This window comes from Mesorhizobium sp. M0663, assembly GCF_040320585.1.
In the GTDB taxonomy this organism is placed as follows: domain Bacteria; phylum Pseudomonadota; class Alphaproteobacteria; order Rhizobiales; family Rhizobiaceae; genus Mesorhizobium.
This window is the reverse complement of the sequence record NZ_JAMYPX010000046.1, coordinates 11,492-30,544: the sequence shown is the minus strand read 5'-3', so window position 1 is coordinate 30,544 and position 19,053 is coordinate 11,492. Positions and strand designations below refer to the sequence as shown.

At 59.7% G+C, this 19,053-nt stretch carries 13 protein-coding genes and 1 pseudogene; 5 read left to right on the top strand and 9 right to left on the bottom strand.

The window, feature by feature from the left end:
* Positions 1–125: 125 nt before the first annotated feature.
* Positions 126–386 (top strand): annotated as a pseudogene (locus NKI54_RS33650) (transposase); the annotation flags it as partial.
* Between the two features lie 6 nt (positions 387–392).
* On the opposite strand, the gene NKI54_RS33645 reads toward NKI54_RS33650, so the two are convergent.
* On the bottom strand, positions 393–1,076 hold the full coding sequence (locus NKI54_RS33645) for a transposase (protein WP_352694046.1): 684 nt from the start codon (positions 1,074–1,076) through the stop codon (positions 393–395).
* A 315-nt stretch (positions 1,077–1,391) separates the two neighbouring features.
* On the opposite strand from NKI54_RS33645, the gene NKI54_RS33640 reads away from it, so the two are divergent.
* Positions 1,392–1,787, top strand: a complete 396-nt coding sequence (locus tag NKI54_RS33640; RefSeq protein ID WP_352694044.1) for a hypothetical protein — start codon at positions 1,392–1,394, stop codon at positions 1,785–1,787.
* Positions 1,788–2,158: 371 nt separating this feature from the next.
* On the opposite strand, the gene NKI54_RS33635 is transcribed toward NKI54_RS33640, so the two are convergent.
* The 4 genes from NKI54_RS33635 to NKI54_RS33620 form a co-directional block, all read right to left on the bottom strand.
* Positions 2,159–2,791: a DUF1419 domain-containing protein gene (locus tag NKI54_RS33635; RefSeq protein ID WP_352694043.1), complete on the bottom strand. Its 633-nt coding sequence runs from the start codon at positions 2,789–2,791 to the stop codon at positions 2,159–2,161.
* Positions 2,792–2,951: 160 nt separating this feature from the next.
* Positions 2,952–3,356: a hypothetical protein gene (locus NKI54_RS33630; RefSeq protein WP_352694041.1), complete on the bottom strand. Its 405-nt coding sequence runs from the start codon at positions 3,354–3,356 to the stop codon at positions 2,952–2,954.
* A gap of 106 nt (positions 3,357–3,462) precedes the next feature.
* Complete coding sequence (locus NKI54_RS33625) at positions 3,463–5,613, bottom strand: ParB/RepB/Spo0J family partition protein (protein ID WP_352694039.1); 2,151 nt, start codon at positions 5,611–5,613, stop codon at positions 3,463–3,465.
* Between the two features lie 282 nt (positions 5,614–5,895).
* A complete protein-coding gene (locus NKI54_RS33620) occupies positions 5,896–7,092 on the bottom strand; it encodes a DUF932 domain-containing protein (RefSeq protein ID WP_352694037.1) in 1,197 nt (398 codons plus the stop codon).
* 915 nt (positions 7,093–8,007) lie between these two features.
* On the opposite strand from NKI54_RS33620, the gene NKI54_RS33615 reads away from it, so the two are divergent.
* Complete coding sequence (locus NKI54_RS33615; RefSeq protein WP_352694035.1) at positions 8,008–10,605, top strand: Crp/Fnr family transcriptional regulator; 2,598 nt, start codon at positions 8,008–8,010, stop codon at positions 10,603–10,605.
* 957 nt (positions 10,606–11,562) lie between these two features.
* On the opposite strand, the gene NKI54_RS33610 is transcribed toward NKI54_RS33615, so the two are convergent.
* Positions 11,563–11,934: a hypothetical protein gene (locus NKI54_RS33610; RefSeq protein WP_352694033.1), complete on the bottom strand. Its 372-nt coding sequence runs from the start codon at positions 11,932–11,934 to the stop codon at positions 11,563–11,565.
* A 332-nt stretch (positions 11,935–12,266) separates the two neighbouring features.
* On the opposite strand from NKI54_RS33610, the gene NKI54_RS33605 reads away from it, so the two are divergent.
* A complete protein-coding gene (locus tag NKI54_RS33605) occupies positions 12,267–13,658 on the top strand; it encodes a hypothetical protein (protein WP_352694031.1) in 1,392 nt (463 codons plus the stop codon).
* A gap of 190 nt (positions 13,659–13,848) precedes the next feature.
* Positions 13,849–15,597, top strand: a complete 1,749-nt coding sequence (locus NKI54_RS33600) for a tetratricopeptide repeat-containing protein (RefSeq protein WP_352694029.1) — start codon at positions 13,849–13,851, stop codon at positions 15,595–15,597.
* Between the two features lies 1 nt (position 15,598).
* Here NKI54_RS33600 and NKI54_RS33595 read toward each other — a convergent pair whose 3' ends face one another.
* Genes NKI54_RS33595 through NKI54_RS33585 form a run of 3 tightly spaced genes read right to left on the bottom strand, consistent with a single transcriptional unit; the run spans position 15,599 to position 19,032 of the window.
* A complete protein-coding gene (locus tag NKI54_RS33595) occupies positions 15,599–16,381 on the bottom strand; it encodes a S8 family serine peptidase (protein ID WP_352694027.1) in 783 nt (260 codons plus the stop codon).
* On the bottom strand, positions 16,374–17,057 hold the full coding sequence (locus NKI54_RS33590; protein WP_352694025.1) for a GAF domain-containing protein: 684 nt from the start codon (positions 17,055–17,057) through the stop codon (positions 16,374–16,376). The genes NKI54_RS33595 and NKI54_RS33590 overlap by 8 nt, the downstream gene beginning before the upstream one ends.
* On the bottom strand, positions 17,047–19,032 hold the full coding sequence (locus NKI54_RS33585; protein WP_352694024.1) for an ABC transporter ATP-binding protein: 1,986 nt from the start codon (positions 19,030–19,032) through the stop codon (positions 17,047–17,049). The genes NKI54_RS33590 and NKI54_RS33585 overlap by 11 nt, the downstream gene beginning before the upstream one ends.
* Positions 19,033–19,053 lie beyond the last annotated feature (21 nt).

The following is a 19,053-nucleotide window of genomic DNA, read 5'->3' as shown; positions in this document are numbered from 1 at the left end:
TGGAACACGTTCTTCGCTAGATCCAACCCGATCATGCTAACTTCCGACATGGACGCCTCCGTTCAAGTGATGATCAACGACACCACTTTGGCACAGCGATGCCCTCAGGGGGCGTCCACCCCATCAATCTGGGAAGTCATAAGTCGGCGGCCATCAGGCAGATGATCAAGGCGGCCGGCGCCAGGCTTTGGTACCTACCGCCCTACTCCCCAGACCTCAATCCGATCGAGCAGGCCTTTGCCAAAATCAAACACTGGATGCGCCAAGCTCAGAAACGTACCGTCGAGGACACTTGGCGCCACATCGGCCACCTCGTTGAAACGATCGAGGCAACCGAATGCAACAACTACTTCGCAAACGCCGGCTACGCTTCCATCAAAACGTGAAAGGCTCTAGGCCAGGCCCAGCTTTTTCTTGAGCTCGGTATTTTCCTTGCGCAGACGGTCGGCAAGCAGGCCCTTCAAGCGCTTGTTTTCTTCTTCGAGCGCGACAAGATCGCGGAGATCGCCGTTGTCGAAAGAAGGTGCGGCAGCTCTTTTCCAAGAATAGTAGGTCTGCTCGGATATGCCGGCCTGGCCGACCGCAATCTTGCTGGTCGCGCCGCCAGCGATCGATTTCTCGATCTGGGCAAGCTTCTGGGCGCGCTCCTTCTCGGAATATGTCTTGCGGGCCGTCTTCACTGCCACCGGAGCTTCAGCGGCCTGGGGCGCTGGCTTCGCCCCGTTCCTGCGGGCCGGCTTTGCGAGCTCTGCCTTCGCTTTCTTTGCTCGCGGGATTTTCTTCTTCGATTCAGGCACTTCCACTTTGGCTGGCGCTACTGTGGTCTGAACAGTTTGAGCGTCCTGAAAATCGGCCATAACATGCTCCGCTTGTGGTTTGTCTCCTTCTTCAGCATCAATGGCTCTTATACTGAAGTCAATAAGCTGGGAATTTGGGGGCTGAGCACGATCAGCCGGCTGCGTCATCTCCGTGACAATCTTGGACAGGTCACGATCGCCCCAGATCGAATGTCCTGGCTTTTGCTTGCCGCGCTTCTGTTTCACTTCCACGACAAATGGCCGGATCTGGCGCTTCATAGTCTGTTCCTTGATGTGGGGACGACTTGCAAGCCAAGTCGCTGTTCGTATTTGCGAGTATCCGACGCGAAGGTATCTGTCGCTCTCGCCGTGCTTTATCGGAGAAGCGACGCAACGAGCAAGCGATGTGTCATGGGCTTTGGGCGACAGGCTCAATCATCGGGGCAAAACATACCTACTGAGAGGTGATGGAGAGATCTTTAGAGCTGCATCCATACGCGCGATGCTCAGGTGTCTAGCCAGCGGCGCGCGATGACTGTGCACAATCCGGCTGGAGCGATTGCAATCCAAATTTTCTTGGGAACTAATCTTCCCATGGCGGCGGATGAGCTGGACGCGCTTGTTTTCGGGATGGCGGTCGACAGCGTTCGTGCGCTTCCTCTTGGATTCACGGAAAAAGTCGCAGAAATTGCCAACAGAAGCGACGGCGTCCTGCTTTTTGATTTGCGCATCGATGGCGATTTGGAGATGCAGCGGATCGCCGCCGTCCGATATCCAAGCAGCCAGACAGGCATTCTGGCGCTGGACAAGCAGGGCTTGGCGATCAGCCATTGCATGGTCAATGGCACTTTCTCCAGCTTTATCGCTCCCTTGGAGGACTGGAACGCTCTGCCGCTGCCGATGCAGGCCAGGACGAGTATCGCCGGCCCGGCCAGCCTCTTCATCGGCGCCTTGCGCAATGCCGGATGCATCCCGCACGGAAGGTCCTGATCCGACGTTTTGTTCGGCGACTGGTCGATCATATCGTCGAGCCAGTCGGCCCCACGGCCTCGCTATGGTCGATTTCCCATGGTGGTTAGGTGACCAGGATCATCCTGGTTGAAGTCTGACCCTGGATACGTGGCTACGAGCACCTCGTCGGTGCTGGCCTCAAATATCGTGAAAATGCGCAGGCCGGTGGCGACTGATTGAGCAATGTCGGTCGCCGTCACGGTATCTTGGAAAGCGATACGGCTGCGTGTAAGCGATCGTAATGTGCGAGAGCGTCTCGCCCGTCGGCCTCCGATAGAACCCCTCCTTGATAGACATCACGCCGCATAGCCTATCCGACGCGCCCAATTAAGCGGAGTAGCCGGACCATGCTAACGTTTCCCTTCCGAGCGGCAGCTCTCAGGGACAGCCTCTATCGTCGCCTCCCTTCTTTGAGTTCCGGCTTGATCGAACGGAGGACAGGACTTCGTCAATCTGCGATCCGACAGATCGTCAAGCAGCTTGAAGACGGCATCATGTCTTCCGGCGTTAATGAGAATCGTGCGTTTGCCGCGATTTTCGGCCGACCCGGGCTCGGGATCTGCATTGCGGGCGATCCCCCTGACTTCGACAGGGGTCATGTTCCAGATCGCCTCGAGCTTTTCCGCGCGGGTCATGCTGTCGCTCGCACCGGTCTCGTGGGCGATGATAGCGGCGCGCATCTTGTCCGGGGACTGCCGATCCGTGAGGTCGCAAAAGCCATGAAACCAGCGTTCGCGGCCCCGGATCCGGATCGCGAAGAATACGCTGGTCACGTAGCCGGCCTTGAACTCCGACATGCCGAACATGCCGGTGCGCTTGAACAGCGGCGGCAGCAAATCGAGCATGAAGTGGTATTCTGACGCGGTGATCTGGAACCACTCGCCTGAATAGGGAGTGCCGGAAAGCGGATCGATGCCGGGAGTGTCCTTGTGTCGGCTGAACAGTTGGAACATCTGCTCGCGGGTGGCGACGCCGTCGAGCACCTTCCTGAAGGGTGGATGTGCGGTCATGGAGTTCTCCTGAACGCAGGTCGGCCACGCGCGGCATGAACCGCGTCGTCGCAACTGCTTGGTGGTGTTGTGGCTGTCGACTGGCCGAGCCTGCGGCCGGCGCGTGTACCGGCGATGGTGGGGTTTGCAGGGTTCAGGCGGCGTGTCGCTCGGAGGAACGCGAAGCGTCTCGACCAACCCCAGTGATGGCACGCACGGCGGCGGCGAGCGCCGGGATGTCGTCGAGCATGCCGAGCGCAACGAAGTGGTTGGCCCCGCCGATGTAGTCCTTGCGGCCCTTGCAGGCGCGGATCAGGATGCCGTGACCTGAGGACAAACCGAACTGGCCGACCTGGATGTAGGCGCAGTCATGGTGCAGAGTAATTTCACCGGAAACGGCCATGCCCGCCTTATTTGAGCGCAGGTCAAAGCTTCCCTGCGGCAAGGCAAGTTCGGCGGCGAGTTTCTTCAGCCGCGAACGGGCTGTCATGTGAAAACGTCTCTTGTGCTGCTCGTCATAGGAGCAGTTTCTGTTCCAATCGAACATGTGGATCTCCATGAAACGAAAGCGCCCGGGCGCGCTACGGCGATCCCGGGCTTGAGAGTGAGTTGGAACCGAAACGGGTCCGGCAGAAGTGCCGGACCCGTGCGGAGCGGGAGGCCGACTATTCGGCGGCCTGGAGGTGGTCCGCTTCGTCGCCGTCGATGGTCACCGGCTTATCGGAGGACGGGTCCGCATCGTCGGCGAGGAAGGCCGGCAGCTCGGCGGCATCGCCGTCGAGAGTCGCCTCGTCCGACCTGTCGCCAGCGACGCCCCTGCCAGCATCGGTAGCCACTTCATCGACCTCAAGGCGAAGAGGTTCGGGCAGCCAGCTTGATCCTTCGAGAAGACGGACGGCTTCACGGGCCATGATGTCCTTCTTCATGTGATCGATCAGCTGAGCGGAGTCTGCGCCACGAGCTTCACGGACAGCCTGTAAAATCCGCGCCTTTGTGAGCCGCCCCAGGAACTCGACCGTGGGCGTCCAGCCGGCGTCGACCATGTCGAACTGGAGCGAGCGGCCAAGCACGTCTGCATGCTCGAGCGCCTTCGCGCGCCTGTTCCAGGGCTCGACCACCGCATTGAGGGTCAGCGAGACGCAGTGCGCGAACAGCGCCTTGCGGCTTGCTTCGTCGAGGCTGAGAATGAAGTCCCACAGGCCTTCCGCTTCATCGGGCAAATCGCGGTCCCAGGCTTCGTGCCGTTCGGCGATCTCCTTGGCCCAGGATGTCTCGGCAAGACCATCGACCTGGCTGAAGCCGCCGCTCTTCAGACTTATCTCCAGGCACGTGTTCGGCGCGAAGCGATAGAAAACCTGCAGGACGAAGGCATGGAGTGCGGCGACGATGGCGATGTCGGCGTCACCGGCGAGCGCGTTGCGCAGTGCTAGCGTCCGCTGCGCGGTCAGGTCGAAGACGAGCCGATCGGGCAGTGGCTTGATTCCATCGTCTTCGCCATCATCGCCAGAGGCGTCGCTCACCGGCTTGCCGTTGACGACAACACCATCGCCATCGTCATCGCCATTGGATCGGGTTCCGCCGTCGGCGCCCCGTTCCTCGCCCTCATCGACATCGCCGGTTTCGGTCCGCGGCTCGTCCTCGGACCGCACGAAACCGGCGTCGACCTGGAGCTTGCCGTTCGCGGCAAGCGTAACGAACACACCGGCATTGGTCTTCTGGGCGGGATCGTAGCTTTGAGGGCGATCATCGATCGCATCGAGCTCGGCACCCAGCTGGTCGAGCTTCGCCTCGATTGTTTCGTCGGCGTCCTCGGCCTTGGCATAGTCCGCATCCAGCTTGTCGTATTCGGCCTTCAGCGCGTCGTAGCGTTCGATCTCCTCGGCGCTGAGCTCCTGCGCCTCGGCGTAGATGCGCCGCATACCGGAGGTGTGGCCATAGGGAAAGCTGATCGCAGCCTCGACCCACTTCCAGCCTTCGGCGCGGATCGCCTCGGCATCCATTTTCAGCCTGTCGAAGACGAGCTGCTCGAGAAGTGCGGCATCCTGGAACCAACCGCCGGCATCCTGCTCGAACAGGTCGCGCAGGATGACGCCGCCAGCCGCTTCATAGGCTTCGGCGCCGACATAGACGGCCCGGCGATCATCGGCCCGCACCGTCGTCTCCGTCAGCAGGCGCCTGATGTAGTAGGGTTCTTGCGTGTGCGAGCTGGCAATCCGCTCCCAGACCTGCTCCTGGCGCGCGTGATCGTCCGAGATCGAAAACGCCATGATCTGTTCGAGCCGGATTTCGTCCTTCTCGTAGAGATCGAGAAGCCTCGGTGACACCGATGCCAGCCGCAGGCGCTGCCTCACCGTCGCCGGCGATACGAAGAAGCGGGCACCAATCTCCTCCGGATCGAGGCCCTGATCGCTGAGCGTCTTGAAGGCCCGAAACTGATCGAGCGGGTGAAGGTCGGCGCGCCGCAGGTTTTCGGCAAGCGAATCCTCCTCGGCCGAGGTCTCCTGCACGCGGTTGACGATGCAGGGGATTGGCTCGTTCTTGGCCAGGCGCTTTTGCTTGATGAGGATGCCGAGCGCCAGATAACGTCGGCCGCCGGCGGGCACCTCGAACGTGCCCGTCTCCCCGCCCTCGCCATCGAGCACGGGACGGACGTTCAGGCTCTGGATCAGCTTTCGCCGTCCGATGTCTTCGGCCAGCTGCTCGATCGACACTCCGTCCTTGATACGCCGAACATTCTTCTGCGACAGCATTAGCTTGTCATAGGGAATATTCTCCGCGGCGTTCATCGCGATCTTCTGAATGGCGTTCTTTGCCATGGTTAGGTTCTCCATGACGGGCGGCCCGGGGCCTCTCCCCGAACCTCCAAGCCCGTCAGAACCCTCCCCTCACCCCTCTGCCTCCAGGCCTCCCGCCGACCCGGCCCCGGCTCGCGGATCTCGACGCGACCAAGCCGCCGGAGGGGCCTCCAGCATGTTGGAGTCACAGGGTTCTCCCACGAAAAAAGCGCCGTCCTCTTGTTTCGGAAGGCGGCGCTTAATTGATGGAGAGGGCGAACCGGACGTGAGGCCCGAAAGTTTTTGTTGGTGGCCTCCGCAAGATCAGGTCGCGAAATCGAGAAGCTTCTTGGCCTTGCCCTCCATTTCCAGGCGGACATCCTGATGCGGTTTGTCGCGCGCGACCCGCGTGATGCCCTGCACGAAATCAAAGATCGATTCCGGTGGTCTGCCTTCCTCCATGAGAACAGTATCGATGATCTTCGTGGTCTCGGACTTGGAGAAGCCCCCCTTGCGCAGGAAGCCCTGGCGATCTTCGTCGTCTCTGGCAACGATCCGTTGCCGCGCCGTCTTGATGCCGTTGACGAACGGCATGGGCGAGGAATCGGCAAACTGGATCAGCGCCGGCTCGGCTTCCAAGGCGAAACGCGAGGCGGCATATTTGGAATGCCGGATGATGATTTCCTCGAAATTTTCCACGCCCCACAGGCAACGATTCTGGCACACTGCACGTAGATAGAAGCTGGCGATTCCGAGCGTTCGGGCGCCGACTTCGGAGTTCCAGCAATAAAACCCCCTGAAAAAGACGTCGGGCGAGCCGTCGGGCAGCTTGCCGGCCTCGATCGGATTCAGGTCGTCGACAAGAAACACAAAGACATCGCGGTCGGACGCATAGAGCGTGGTTGTGTCGGTGGAAATGTCGACGTTCGGATTGTAGATTCCCGTTGACCAGTTGAGCACGCCGGGCACCTTCCAACGCGTGTCGCCGGTGCCGTTGCCGGCGATCTTCTGCACGGCGTCGACCAGTTCTGAGTCAAATATTCTGCCGTAATCTGGGCCTGTTACCGCCCGCAATTCGAGGCGTCCGTTCTCGATTTCCAGCGTCTTCACCTGCTCGGCGCGGTGGTTGAGGAGACCGTGCTGAAGGTTGATCGCGGCGAGCGGGGCTGGAAGCTGCCGCAGATAGGTGGCCGGTGCGCCTACCAGGCTGGCGAGTTGGCCAAAACTCCAATGCGTGGGGGCAATTGGGGCAGGCGCATCGGGCAGCATTAGCCTCAGGCGCTCCGGATCGTCGCGGCTGGCCTCGACGCGGATCAGCTCACTTTCGACGATGCGGGTCTTGCTGCGCTCCGACCGGCTCTTCACCGAATTCCGAAGGTCGTTGAGCGACAGGTATCGCTCATCCGCCGGACGGTTGAACCATTCTGACGACACGCGGCCAATACGCTGGCCGCGGCTGACGTCGACCTTGTAACCGGCCCGCTCATTGCGCTTGGGCGTGTGAATTTCCATCTGGGTCATGGGTGTCGCTCCTCGGCGGGCGCCGGGAGACTCTCTCCCGGACCTTCACCCGCCGCCGCGGCCCGCCCACCCTCTTCCTCTCCCGGCATCCGCGCGCCACTGGAAGCATCGGCATTGCGGCAGCGACCGCGTCAAGGCTGACACCATGAGAGAAGGCACGGGCTTCAGGAAAGTCCGAAGACCAAGTGCCGCTTCACCTTCCGGATGCGACAGAAATCCGTTGTGCTTTCTTGCCCAAACAAGACGGGACCCATCCGGTTTCCAGATAGCGGCCTGCTGAAATCGGACAGGCAACTTGTCTTGAGATTAAAGCAACTGCAACTTCTCTTGGGGCCTAGCCCATACATGTGTGAATTGACCCAACGTAGGATTCGTCCACGAACATCCTTGGCCTTTGGCTTGATGGGTCAATCAATGGTCCGAGCAACCTTTTCGCGATTTGGCACCCTTGAGAGAGGCCCGCATATTGTGCATTACACTCAATCGAGCATTCAATCTCCTGTTGGGGGTGACAACCCCTGACCCCATTCCGCACGCGCTTGCCAGAATACAGCGTCTCCAAAGCCGACGTTCAGCTGGACCGGAAGCCAATACCAAGCGAGCGAAAGCGCGGTTTCGCTGTTGACGTTGTCAGTCCTCTCATTTCCGGTGGGGTACCTAAAGCCTGCTTGTTTGCTTGATGAGCAGGTTGCGTCGCGAGTTCTTCGGCTTTTGTACGATAATGCACCTCTCTAGTTCGCAACTAGACCGTCAAGCAAAACCTCAAGGGAAATGACTCCTTTAACGCGGGAGTTTATGCGGCTTGCCGATGGGCGACAAACAATTTGGGCAGGTGGTCATATCGCTGGCCGGGGGTAAGCCCCATTGCAGTTACAGCCAGACAAGCTAGGCTGCCGGCAAGCGGGAAACGCTGCAGTGGACAAATTGTCGATCGTCGCCGGCTCGCCAGTGTTTCGGACGCTGGAGCGGACTCAATGGCAGGCAATCGCTGACGCGGCGTCGTTCCGCCGGATCGAGCCGACTGCCGATGGCCATCTGTTCCGGTATGGCGATTTGGCATCAGTTCTTTTCCTGATTGTGCCCACTGTTGGCAGCCGCGAAGGTCCGGTCTTGCAGGTCGGCTTCGGTGCGCCGATCACTCCGCAGTCCCCAGTCGGCTACCGCTTGACCGAAGGCGAGATCGCGGGCGATGTGGAGTTCTTGCTCGGAGGACTTTCGGAACGGCTGCCACCTCGCATCTGCTCGGCTCGGATTCTTCGCAATGCTGCCGTGCTTACTATTCCGGCGGCCGTACTTGCCGGGATCGCCCAAACGGAGGCCGATTTCCGTCGTCGGATCATACGGCAGGCGGCCCAACGGCTGACCGAAATCGCATCCGTTCATGCAGAGCGTAGAGCCATGCATCCCGAGGTGCGCTTCGCTACCGGCCTTCTGTCCCAGCTCGATGATTTTGGACATATTGCTGGCAATAAAGGCATATTTGACCATCAACTGAAGCAGCAGGATCTTGCCGATAATCTCGGCATTTCGCGTCGGCTGCTGTCACTACGTTTCTCCGACTGGTCGGCTCGCGGACTGCTGGAGACCGTGCCGATTACGCTGCCAGATGTCGCGCGCGTTGAGCGGATCGCAGGTCTCAGCCCTCCCAATGTCGCCCAGAACCTGCGTGCGGTGATCGAAAATATTGAGGACCAGACCGCCCGGGGCCTGCTGGCCAAGGCAAGCCAGACCGCCGCGGACGTTCTCAGCGTCTTCTCGGATAACCCGGTAGTCGCTTACCAACTCGCGCTAATAAGTGTGAGGCTCGGTGCAAACAAGCAGGCAAAGGATATCCTCGCAGCGCCGATGTTCGCGTGGACGTGCTCCATGGGTGATCTCAAAGACCGATTGCGGACCGCTTGGAAGCAATCACTCTCGCTGCGAAATGGTGACTTCCCGGGTTACGACGAGGTCGCCGAACAGGCGTTGGACACCCTCCTCGCGGCGCGGCTGCCTATGCTTGCTATTGACATTGGCGGTTTGCATGCTCGGTTGAGTAAGGAGATGATAGTTGCTCACCAGCCCGGATCGCCGCAGCTGCGTCATCAGGCATTGGAGGCGGCGCGCCTTTACCGTGAGGTCCATGAGGCGAGCCCCAATCACTATTGCGCCGTCAATGCTGCGACTTTGTCCATGCTCGGCGGCGAGGAGGATGAGGGGCGGGCCTTAGCGCTCGCTGCGAGCCGGCTTGTCGCGCGTGAGCCAAGAAAATACTGGGCATTAGCGTCGCTGGGCGAAGCAAGTCTGGTGCTCGGCGAGCGACAGTTGGCGATCGGCCACTTCATCGCTGCTGCCGCCGCCGTTGACGCTGATCTTGCCAAGACGACTTCAACGCGTCACCAGCTCGCCCTGATTTCCGCTGCTGGTGGGCCAGACACGTCGGCCGAACTCGCCACCCTCAATATTGGAGATCCAGTCTTTTTTAGCGGCCATGTCATGAAGTCAAGCGATGGCACGCCGGAGGAGTTGACAGAAGCGGAGCGTCTTCTGGCAATCGAAATGAGCGGATGGCTCGAGGGCCGCAAGATTCCGGCCGTGTATATGTCGCTTGCGTGCGGCGCAGACATTATTTTTGCCGAATTGGTATTAGAAGCCGGCATTCCGCTCAATGTCACATTGCCCTTCACCGTCGGCCGCTTCTGTGACCTGTCGGTGGCAATCGGCAACGGCGATGACATTGCGACGGACTGGGTCGCGCGATATTTTGCCTGCCTCGATCAGGCCGCTACCGTGACCGAACTGTGGAGGCACGAGGTAAGGAAAGCTGAGGTCGATTACCACTATCTCAACACCAACAGACATCTAGCCGGTGAAACGATTTTCGCGGCAGCCGCTTTGATGACCCGACCGCGTATGCTCGCTGTTATCCATCCGCAAGCCGCCGCGAGCAAGGCTGGCGCCAAGAACACCTTGGCCGAGTTCGTGGCGCGAGGCTTCAACGCAGATGTCATAGATGCGCAGTTGCGCCGCAAGGACTCGCCCACGGACCCGCGCGGCGCTGACCCTTTCGCGCCGATAGTTTTTGCCTTCGCGCGCTCGCAACAGGACAATGCCGAGATTCGGCGGCTGCTTGACGAGACAGGCTTTGGCATCCGGGCGCTGAAAGATCGCCGGATCGCCGGACATTATATGCCGTCCGGATTTGAGGAGGCGCATTTCACAGCGTCGCGCTTGGCAACGTTGGCCGCCACGGCAGGGTCTTCGGCGCGAATCATCTGCGATTTTGGCCCAATCTGCGGCAAGGACGGGGCGCCGAGCCTCGACGACATACTAAAGCTTGACGCCGCCGCCGACCTAACCGCCGTCGCCATCGGCAACGTCTTTGCCACTAGTGCATTCGTGATGCGCGAAGTGGCGAGGGGTGGGGATCCCGGCCGCTATTCGGTGGTCAATGTTTCGGTCGAGCCGAACGAAGACGGTCAGGAACGGGTGCTGCGCGGCGCTAGACAGACCTACAAGGTTCGGGAATCATGACGGCGACTCGGCAGTCAACGGTTATATTTTGGATACGCCTATATTCGGGCTGGTCAGATTGGGGCTAACGTCGGTTCGAGCAATCGCATGCTGGAATTGTTGTCGGCCGCCAGGTAAGAAGCGGGCATCGAGCGTCGCCGCCGAAGAGGATTTAAGGCGCACTGCAAAATTGAATTCTTTGAGGCACGACTGCAGCTAGCGCCGAGTAAAGCACTCGCAGCGGCTGGGCCAGGCGGAATGCACCCAGCGCTCTCCCGCGGCAATTCCGCTGGTTGGATCGATGTCGGCAAAGATGATGTCTCATTCCTCCGTGATCAAAATAGCACGGCCGAGCGCCATGCTATCGCGCGCTTCGCTGGTGGAATAGGCCTCTACGCAATTCCGAAAAGTATTCTGTGCCGCACACACGTATAGCCTGGCCATTTGGTAGCTCTACCTCGAGGCGCATGCCGTCGCGACCGCTCTCTAGATCGATTAGCTGCCACGCGTCGCGTAGCCGCGCCAGCATGCCGGCGATATCGACCGCGTCGATCAGTACGCCGAACAGGCGCTTGTTGGCTTGTTGAGCTTGTGAGCGAGCGCCAGTTTCTCATGGCACCATTGCGACGCCGGCCACGCCTTACTGATCAGCAAGATGGACGGCCTCTCAGCGGTTTGCCGCATCGTTTAGGGCCTTCTGCCACCGTTCGCCCGGGGCAATTCCGCTTGTCGCATCGATGTCGAGAAAAGAGCCGGGATTGAACAAATTTGTTCGGCTCAGGGGCGGTGTGATTATGCCGCCTATCCGGTACGCCGCAGCACGGTGCGGATCAACGCTACGATGAATGCGAGTGATCCTTGTGTAATCCTCGTACCAGAAAACCGCCGCCGGCTGACCGGCGGCGGTTGGAGCGGCAAGGTATATCTGATCAGTTCGTCCGTTGAATTCCAAATGGACTTAGGAACGAACGTTTCCGGTCAGATCGCGTAGTACCCGGATTCGCTGACGACGACGTCGGTAATCTCGCAGAGGTTCTGATCCCAGGCGATTGTTTGTGAACCGTCGGCGAACTCCATCAGTACATCAAATCGACAGTAGCCCTCCGGCCGGCGCGGATCGACTGTCATCTCGTAGCCAACGCCGATGGAGTATGATCCCAGAAGGTTGCGGCCCCAGCCGGTCCTGTCGATGTTCGAGATGTAAACACCGACTATCTCGCTAGAGCCGACGTTGCCGATGTCGACCCAGCGTTCGAAGGCCGAAGCAGTGCCGGCGGAAAACAGGCTCGCCGCGACGACAATGGCCGAGGCAGTGCGGGTAAATGCGGTCTTTGCGAAGCTGGTGATCATTTTTCAGTTCCTCACTTTTGCTACCAGCCGCGGCGCCATTGCCGTCAGCTTGTGAGGGAACATGCGTCCGAGCCGCCTCGGACGTTGCGCAGCATTGCGCAAAGCGCCGCTTGTCTGCAGAAGCGCGCTTCTCGGTCTGTTTCGTGCCGGACGAGAACCGGGTCGGCAGTGCGAGCGTTCTTTCCAATTCCGCGTCTGATGGAGAGCCCTGGAGGTTCGCTGGGGGCGAGTTTTCTTAGGTAGCAACTCGTACGATTACTTTAAACCCCGCGAATGATAGTCTATAGTGTTCTTCTAGGGTAGCGCGGATGGCGAGCTCAAAGGAGGATCGAGTGCAAGCGGCGGTGGGTGGCGCACCCGAGATTGTCAGTCTCACGCAGATGATTCGCGTTAAACGACTATTGGCTATCGCACCGAACTTAATTAAAATACTTTGTGCGTTATTTCTTGGGTTGCTTGTCGCGACAATAGTGTTTGGAATGTTATTGAGGATTGTTGTAATTATCGCTTTCTTAGTTTATGCTGGAGATGGTCAGTTCGTTCTAGTCGCTATTCCTGTTTTTTTCGTTACATTTAGTCTCTTTATGTTAGCTGCGGCCTTGCCGTTTTGGCTCTTGTCCCAGGTTAGTAAGGACTCCGTTTTCGCGCTATGTACATCAACGGTTATCTCTGCAACACTTGTTTACTTCTTTATCGAATATCGACATCAATTAGATCAAGAAGATGTTTTGTTTGTAGACATAGCGCTATGCGTATTAGGCGCAACGATGGCGACGTTTGTGATCCATATGATTTATCTCGTTTATGTTAGACACTCAACATTTGGATTGTCTGTAACCTCGTCGCGAACTCTGTTGCATCTCAACTATTTACCTCTTTTTCTCCCAAAAAGTATCGGATTATTTGTGAAGGCGATATTCGTGTTCCAATGGAGAATGGCAAGGCTGGCAATTGTTGGCTCGGTAATCTGGCTGCCAATCGCGGTCATATCGGTAGTGGCATCCCCGGTAGCCATGCTCATCATGCTTTTTCTGTTCATCTGGAAGAGGAGAGCGGTGTCAACTGCCTTCCTGTCCAGCTTCAGGGAATTGAAGGCCAAGCTGCAGCGAAACGCCACCGAGCTTCTGCGGATAGACAGCCGAGCTCCAATCCTCTTTCTAAGGTCGTTTCACGATGATCAACTAACCACCGGCAATTCCGCCGGTAAGGTTCTGTCCGTCATTCTAGGATTGGACGTCGATACCTTGCGATTGGAAGAGTGCATTGTGGATATGGCCGGCAGATTAGGCCCGGTGATTGCATTGAGCCCGCCTGGATCTTCTATTTCGCCGATGCTCGGCGCCGCTAAGGAAAGAGCAACAGGTGACTGGAAGGAACTCGTTCAGAAATATCTGGACCAGTCGCAACTGATTGTTTTGATCTACGGCACCAGCGCGGGCCTAAAGTGGGAGATTGAGGAGATTCATCGGCGGGGTTACGCGCATAAGCTTGTCCTCGTCTCCGCATTAAAACCGGATGTCGATTCGGCGCAAGTCATCGCTACGTTTCCGGGTAACAGCGGCGCTAAGGTGAACCTCGGCCCTGGCGAGAGAGTGCTGGCGATTGCCGGCCATAAGGCATCGGGCGTCGCACATGCGGTCACATCGAGCTTCGAGGACGCGATGTCCTACACCTTGGCGATTCGATATTGTATGAACATCAACAATGCCGCGCGCCCCGTGTGACGGTTGACTTCCTGGCTGCGGCGCGGAACAGATCCTGTTCTCCTGTCTCGCGCCGCTCGCGTGGTTTGCCCATCGCCCGGCTCCGATTCACTGCGATGAAAGCAGTGATGGAGTGGACGCCCCCACCCGACGGCATCGCAATACGCCAAATTGGTGATGTCGGAATCATCCAGCAAGGAGAGAAGCGAAGATGAACGAGACGCTGGCTGCGGCCATTTCCGAGGTCGAGACAGTGAAGGGCAGGGGTGACCTGCTGCTTGCTTACGATCTGGCTTGCGAACATCTGAAAACCTGGCCCGACTGCGAGCAGCTGAAGCACGCGGGACTGTTGGCCCTTGCCCGTGCGGGCGCCACCGCGCATGCCAGACGGCTGTTCGCCGATTGGAATCTCGGGGCCTCGTCCAATCCTCATATCCTGGCACTTGAGGCGCGCCTGGCAAAGGACTTTGCGCTGAAGATGCAAGGCGATGGGCGGCGTGCAGGCCTGCTGCAGGCGGCGTCCATCTATCAGCGAATCCATGAGCGCGCGCCGGATTCCTATCTGGCGATCAACATGGCCAGCCTGGCCTTCCTTGCCGGCGAGCATGCACAAGCAGCAAATCTGGCGCATAGCATCATCGCCGAATCCGGCGGCGCGGGGGCCGCCGACTACTGGGCTCTGGCAAGCCGCGCCGAGGCCAATCTGCTTCTCGGTAGGAAAGAGGAAGCCCGCGTCGCGCTTGTCGAGGCGATGCAGAGACCGTCGAATGCGGGCGATCGCTCCTCGACCCGCCGCCAGCTGAAACTAATCATGGCTCATGCCGGAGCCAGCGACAACGAGATTGCGGCATTTCTGACGCCACTCGAACCGCCTGTGACAGTGCATTTTCTGAGCAACGGTTTGCCTGGTACAGGATGGACCTTCAGCCAGCTCAGCGAAACGGAAATGTGCCGCCGGATTAGGCAAGCCGTAGCGGGCCTGCGGCCCGGCGCGGCCTTCGGATCGGTCGGGACGGCTGCCGAAATCGTGTTTGCCGAGGAAATCCTGTCGTTCGGGGCCCAGCTGGAGCTGGCGATTCCGATAAGGCAATCGCTGCTGAAAAAGGTCATCCAGGCTAATGCAGGCGATCCGTGGGCAACACGGTTCGAAGCTTGCTGCAGTAAAGCACACCGTGTCGTTCTGCCTTCGGACGATCCCGATGCCACCGATACCACCCAGGCGGACTATGCCGTGCGCTTCGGGATGGGATTGGCGCTCCTTCGGGCCCAGCACATCGACGGGGTGGCTGTGCAAGTAACCTTGGCTGACGCCGTGCGGGACCACTCATCGAGCCACGCTGCCGTCTGGACAAGCCGTGGTCGCGAGCGCATGAAGGTGCAGCTGGACGATCTCGTCAAGCCCCAGGAATCGGCGCCCACACTCGATGAGCGGCTGACGCACGCGCTGATTTTCGGTGACGTGCTTGGATTTTCATCACTGGAGGAGCGGCTACTGCCGGTCTTCTGGGACAAGGTCATGCGCGTGATAGGCGACGTGGCTGACGAACACCGAAACAATGTGGAGTTGCGAAACACATGGGGTGATGCGGTACACATGGTGCTGACCGATGTACGCACCGCCGCCCGAATTAGCCTGGCGGTGCAGGAGCGGCTGACGGCCGTCGATGGCAGGTTGTTCGAGCGCGAAACGCCCCCCTCCATGCGCATCGGTGCCCACTACGGTCCGGTCTTTGCCGGATGGGACCCGGTCCTACATCATAGCACTTTCTATGGCCGGGCGCTGAGCAAGGCAGCGCGCATCGAACCGATCGCTCCGCCGGGCCGCGTCTATGTCACAGAAGCCTTCGCGGCGATTCTGCTTCTGGAAACAGGACAGGAATTCACATGCACCTATGTCGGCGTTGTCCCGCTGGCGAAGGACTTCGGTTTTTTCCGGATGTACGACCTTGTGGGGTCGTGATCTACGATGACGCTGCGTTTGCGGCGAAGGCTTTCAGGATTGCTTTGACGTCGAAAGGCGAGAGCCCGGAATGCGCGCCCAGCAGCAGCGCAATCAGACCCGCGATAATAGGCGTCGCGAAGCTGGTGCCGCTCTGGGTCGCATAGCCACCGCCAGCGACCGCCACGGGCACATCGACTCCATGGCCCATAAACTCGATGATGTCGCGCCTGAATCGCCAAATGTCCTCGCGTCCGCGGCCTGCGTTGCCCACGCCGATGCATGCGACGATCGAAGCCGGATAGCCTTCATCCTCGAGCGGCCGGTTGCGGGTGGCCGCGACGATGATCTTTCCGCGGCGATAAGCCTTTTCGGTCAATGGGATCAAGCGCGGCAGATAGGACTCGCCGACTGCAACGCTCATATTCATTATCTGTGCGTCGGTTGAGTTGGCGAAGTCGATACCACCGAGAAAGGCGTCGGGCGAGCCGGGTTTGTTTCCACCAAGAACACGCACATCTATCAGCGTGGCGTTGGGGGCGATGCGGGCAATGATGCTGGCGACGGCTGTGCCGTGACCATATGTGTCGTTGTTGGCTGTGGGATCTGACGGCGTGATCGCGACGGAGCCTTTCTCGTCGGCGCTGCAGATAACCGCGCTCTCGACGCGGTTCCTGAGATCGGTATGCGAAGCGTCTATGCCGCTATCGAGGACCGCGACCCTAACGGGTTGCAGCGCTCCGGCAGCAAGCGACGAGATCGGAACCCGCAGCGCGCGAGCAATGACCGCGTCGAGTTCAGTCATCGGTTCGTGCGCGCAAGGACATGGCCTCAATGGCCTTGAGCACGCGCGCAACTTCCCGCACGACCGTTCGGTCCCGCTGCAGCAGCCGGGCAACACGCTGCAGGATTTCTTGCTCGAGCGGCTCGCCGGCGAACGAGGCAGGCTGCACATCGTCCATCGCGCTGCCATGCGACAGGGATCGCAGCACCAGCGACTGGTTGAGCATGAGAGCAGCGATGGTGGCCAGACACGCGTAGAGCTCCGCGTCATCCATGGTAAATCGCTTGCCGTCCTTGTTGGAAATGGCCGTGATGACGCCGATCAGCCGCTCTCCGATCATCATTGGTGCTGCGATCACTGCCTTTACCCCATCGAGCGCCTGGGTATGGTCGGGATCCTTGAAGCGCGGCGCGCCGAGCTGGACCTCGCCGGTTTCTGCCGCCAGACCCATCAAGCTCTCGCCGATGGGTACGCGCCGGCCGATCAACGCCGCCTCGGATTCGGCATTTCCGTAGGTCATCACAAAGGTCAGGTCGTTGCGCTCAGGATCGAACACGAGCAACGAGCCTTCATCAGCGCCCACAGCCCTGACGCCAGTCTCCACCGTCAGGCGCAACACCTGGTCTTCGCTCGTCCGGGGCTGGATGCCCAGATAACGCCGGACGAGGTCAGCCTGAAATTGAGAGCTATCTACCATTCTTGCCTCCCTGCTGGGCGTACTCGGCCGGTCCCCCACCGGCGCGAGGTGTCTTCCTGTCTTCTCGGGGTGGTTGCTGCCCTGGTGTCGGCGGCTGTATGTCAGCAAAGGCAGGACGCACCGGCACCGATCCTTGAACCTCGAAGTCCGTGGCATTGCCATAGGTGCGCCGCGCCTCCCAAAGCGACTTAAACAACGACGGCCGCTGCAGCAACCCGTCGGGAGTGCCAACGTCGGTGAACTTGCCGCCCTCAATACAACAGACTTCATCGGCCACAGCTTTGATCAGATCCATATCATGGTCGATAATGAGGATGGTGCGGCCTGGCCGGCTGCGGAATTCGGCAAGGATCCTGGTGACGCTCATCGCGTCGATGCCTGTCGAGGGCTCATCGAGGAGAAGTATCTGGGCGTCCGACAAAAGCGTACGGGCGATAGCGAGCCGCCGGCGCTCGCCCCCGGCAAGTCCTGCCTTCCCGGCTTGGCGCGGCACCGGCGTTCCGAGAGGGTCGTCGGGCGAAATCGTAACGAGCGCATTCCAGACATCCGCAGCACGGCACGCCGCCTCCATTTGCGCATCGTTTGCATCTGCCGCTCCGAGGCGGAGGTTCTCACGGACGTTCGCCTCGATGAACAGCGGAAATTGCGAGACCGTCGCGCTGATCCTCCGCAACGCCTCGAGCTTGATCTCCCGAACATCCGTCCCGCCGATTGTGACGCTCCCGCCAGTAGGATCGAATAGCCGCACGATCAGCCGCATGATCGTGGTCTTGCCCGAGCCGGAGCGTCCGACGAGAGCGGTCACTTTGCCGGGCACGAAGGTTTTGCGAAGGTCGTCGAGTATGGTGCGGTCGGATCCGTCCGGCCTGAACGACAGCCGATCGAGTGTGACCTCGAACGACCCGAGTTCGGAGGCGGTCTTTACGCCGAGGTCGGGGACGTCGGCCGGCTCGTCGAGCACTTGTCCGACGCGCTCTATGTTCGGCCAGGCTGTGTTCAGGCCAGCATAGAAACTCACCAGGGCCTGGATAGGCTCGACAACACGCGGCACGAACAGGTAGATGCCGACAACAGCCTGCACCGCGTCGCCGCCGACGACGAAGACGGCCCAGAGGATGAGGCCAATCTGCAGCACTGTCGGTACTGCAGCTTGAAACTGGCTCGAGAGTTCGTTCTGAACCTGCGCTTGGACCTGGGCCTGTCCAAGGGCTTTGAGCCGTGCTGCGAAAGCAGCGGAACGTTGATTTCCGGCGTTCATCAACTGCACCTCCTGAGGCGCAGTGAGCGAGTCGATCAACACATTGCCCAAAGCGCCCTGCCGGTCGCGGACACTGCTGTAGGCGAGGCGAAGCCTGCTCGAAAGCCAGACGCCGCCGGCCGGTAAGACCAGAAGCAGGACCGCGAGCAGCGCGTAGATGACGTCCGGCGAGCCGAGATCGGAGATATTGTAGAACAGAAACGTGATCGCCGACAGCAGCGAAACGCCGCGTGTGAACGGAAACGCCAAGACGTCGCGCAGCACACCCTGTGCGCCTGCCGCGTATTGCATGACGACCGCTGTATTCTCGCCCACGTCGTGGTTGCCGTGATAGCTATATCCTAACTGGAGCAATTTGTCGTGCAGCTTCAGTTGCATGCGCTGCAGCATCATGGTGTTGAACCAAGCTGTGCCAACGCGGTTTGCGAAGCCTGTGACGATTAGCAGGATGGCTGTCGCGGCGAACAAGATCGCTGTCGACGCGGCATCGCGGGGTAAGATGAACCCGACAAAATCAAATGTTCCCACTGTTTCGGCGGAGCCGCTGCTCGCCTGACGGATAAAGTTGGCGATCAGCTGGGCGTTGTACAGTGTGAGAAGGGAGGTGAAGATCGACAAAGCCGTGATGAGAACGAACGCACCTCCGATGCCTTTGATGGACAGCCGTGCCCACTTCAGCAAGCGCTGCAGCGAAAACGGTGCCTGGGCGGTCGCCATAACGTTCATAACCGACACCCA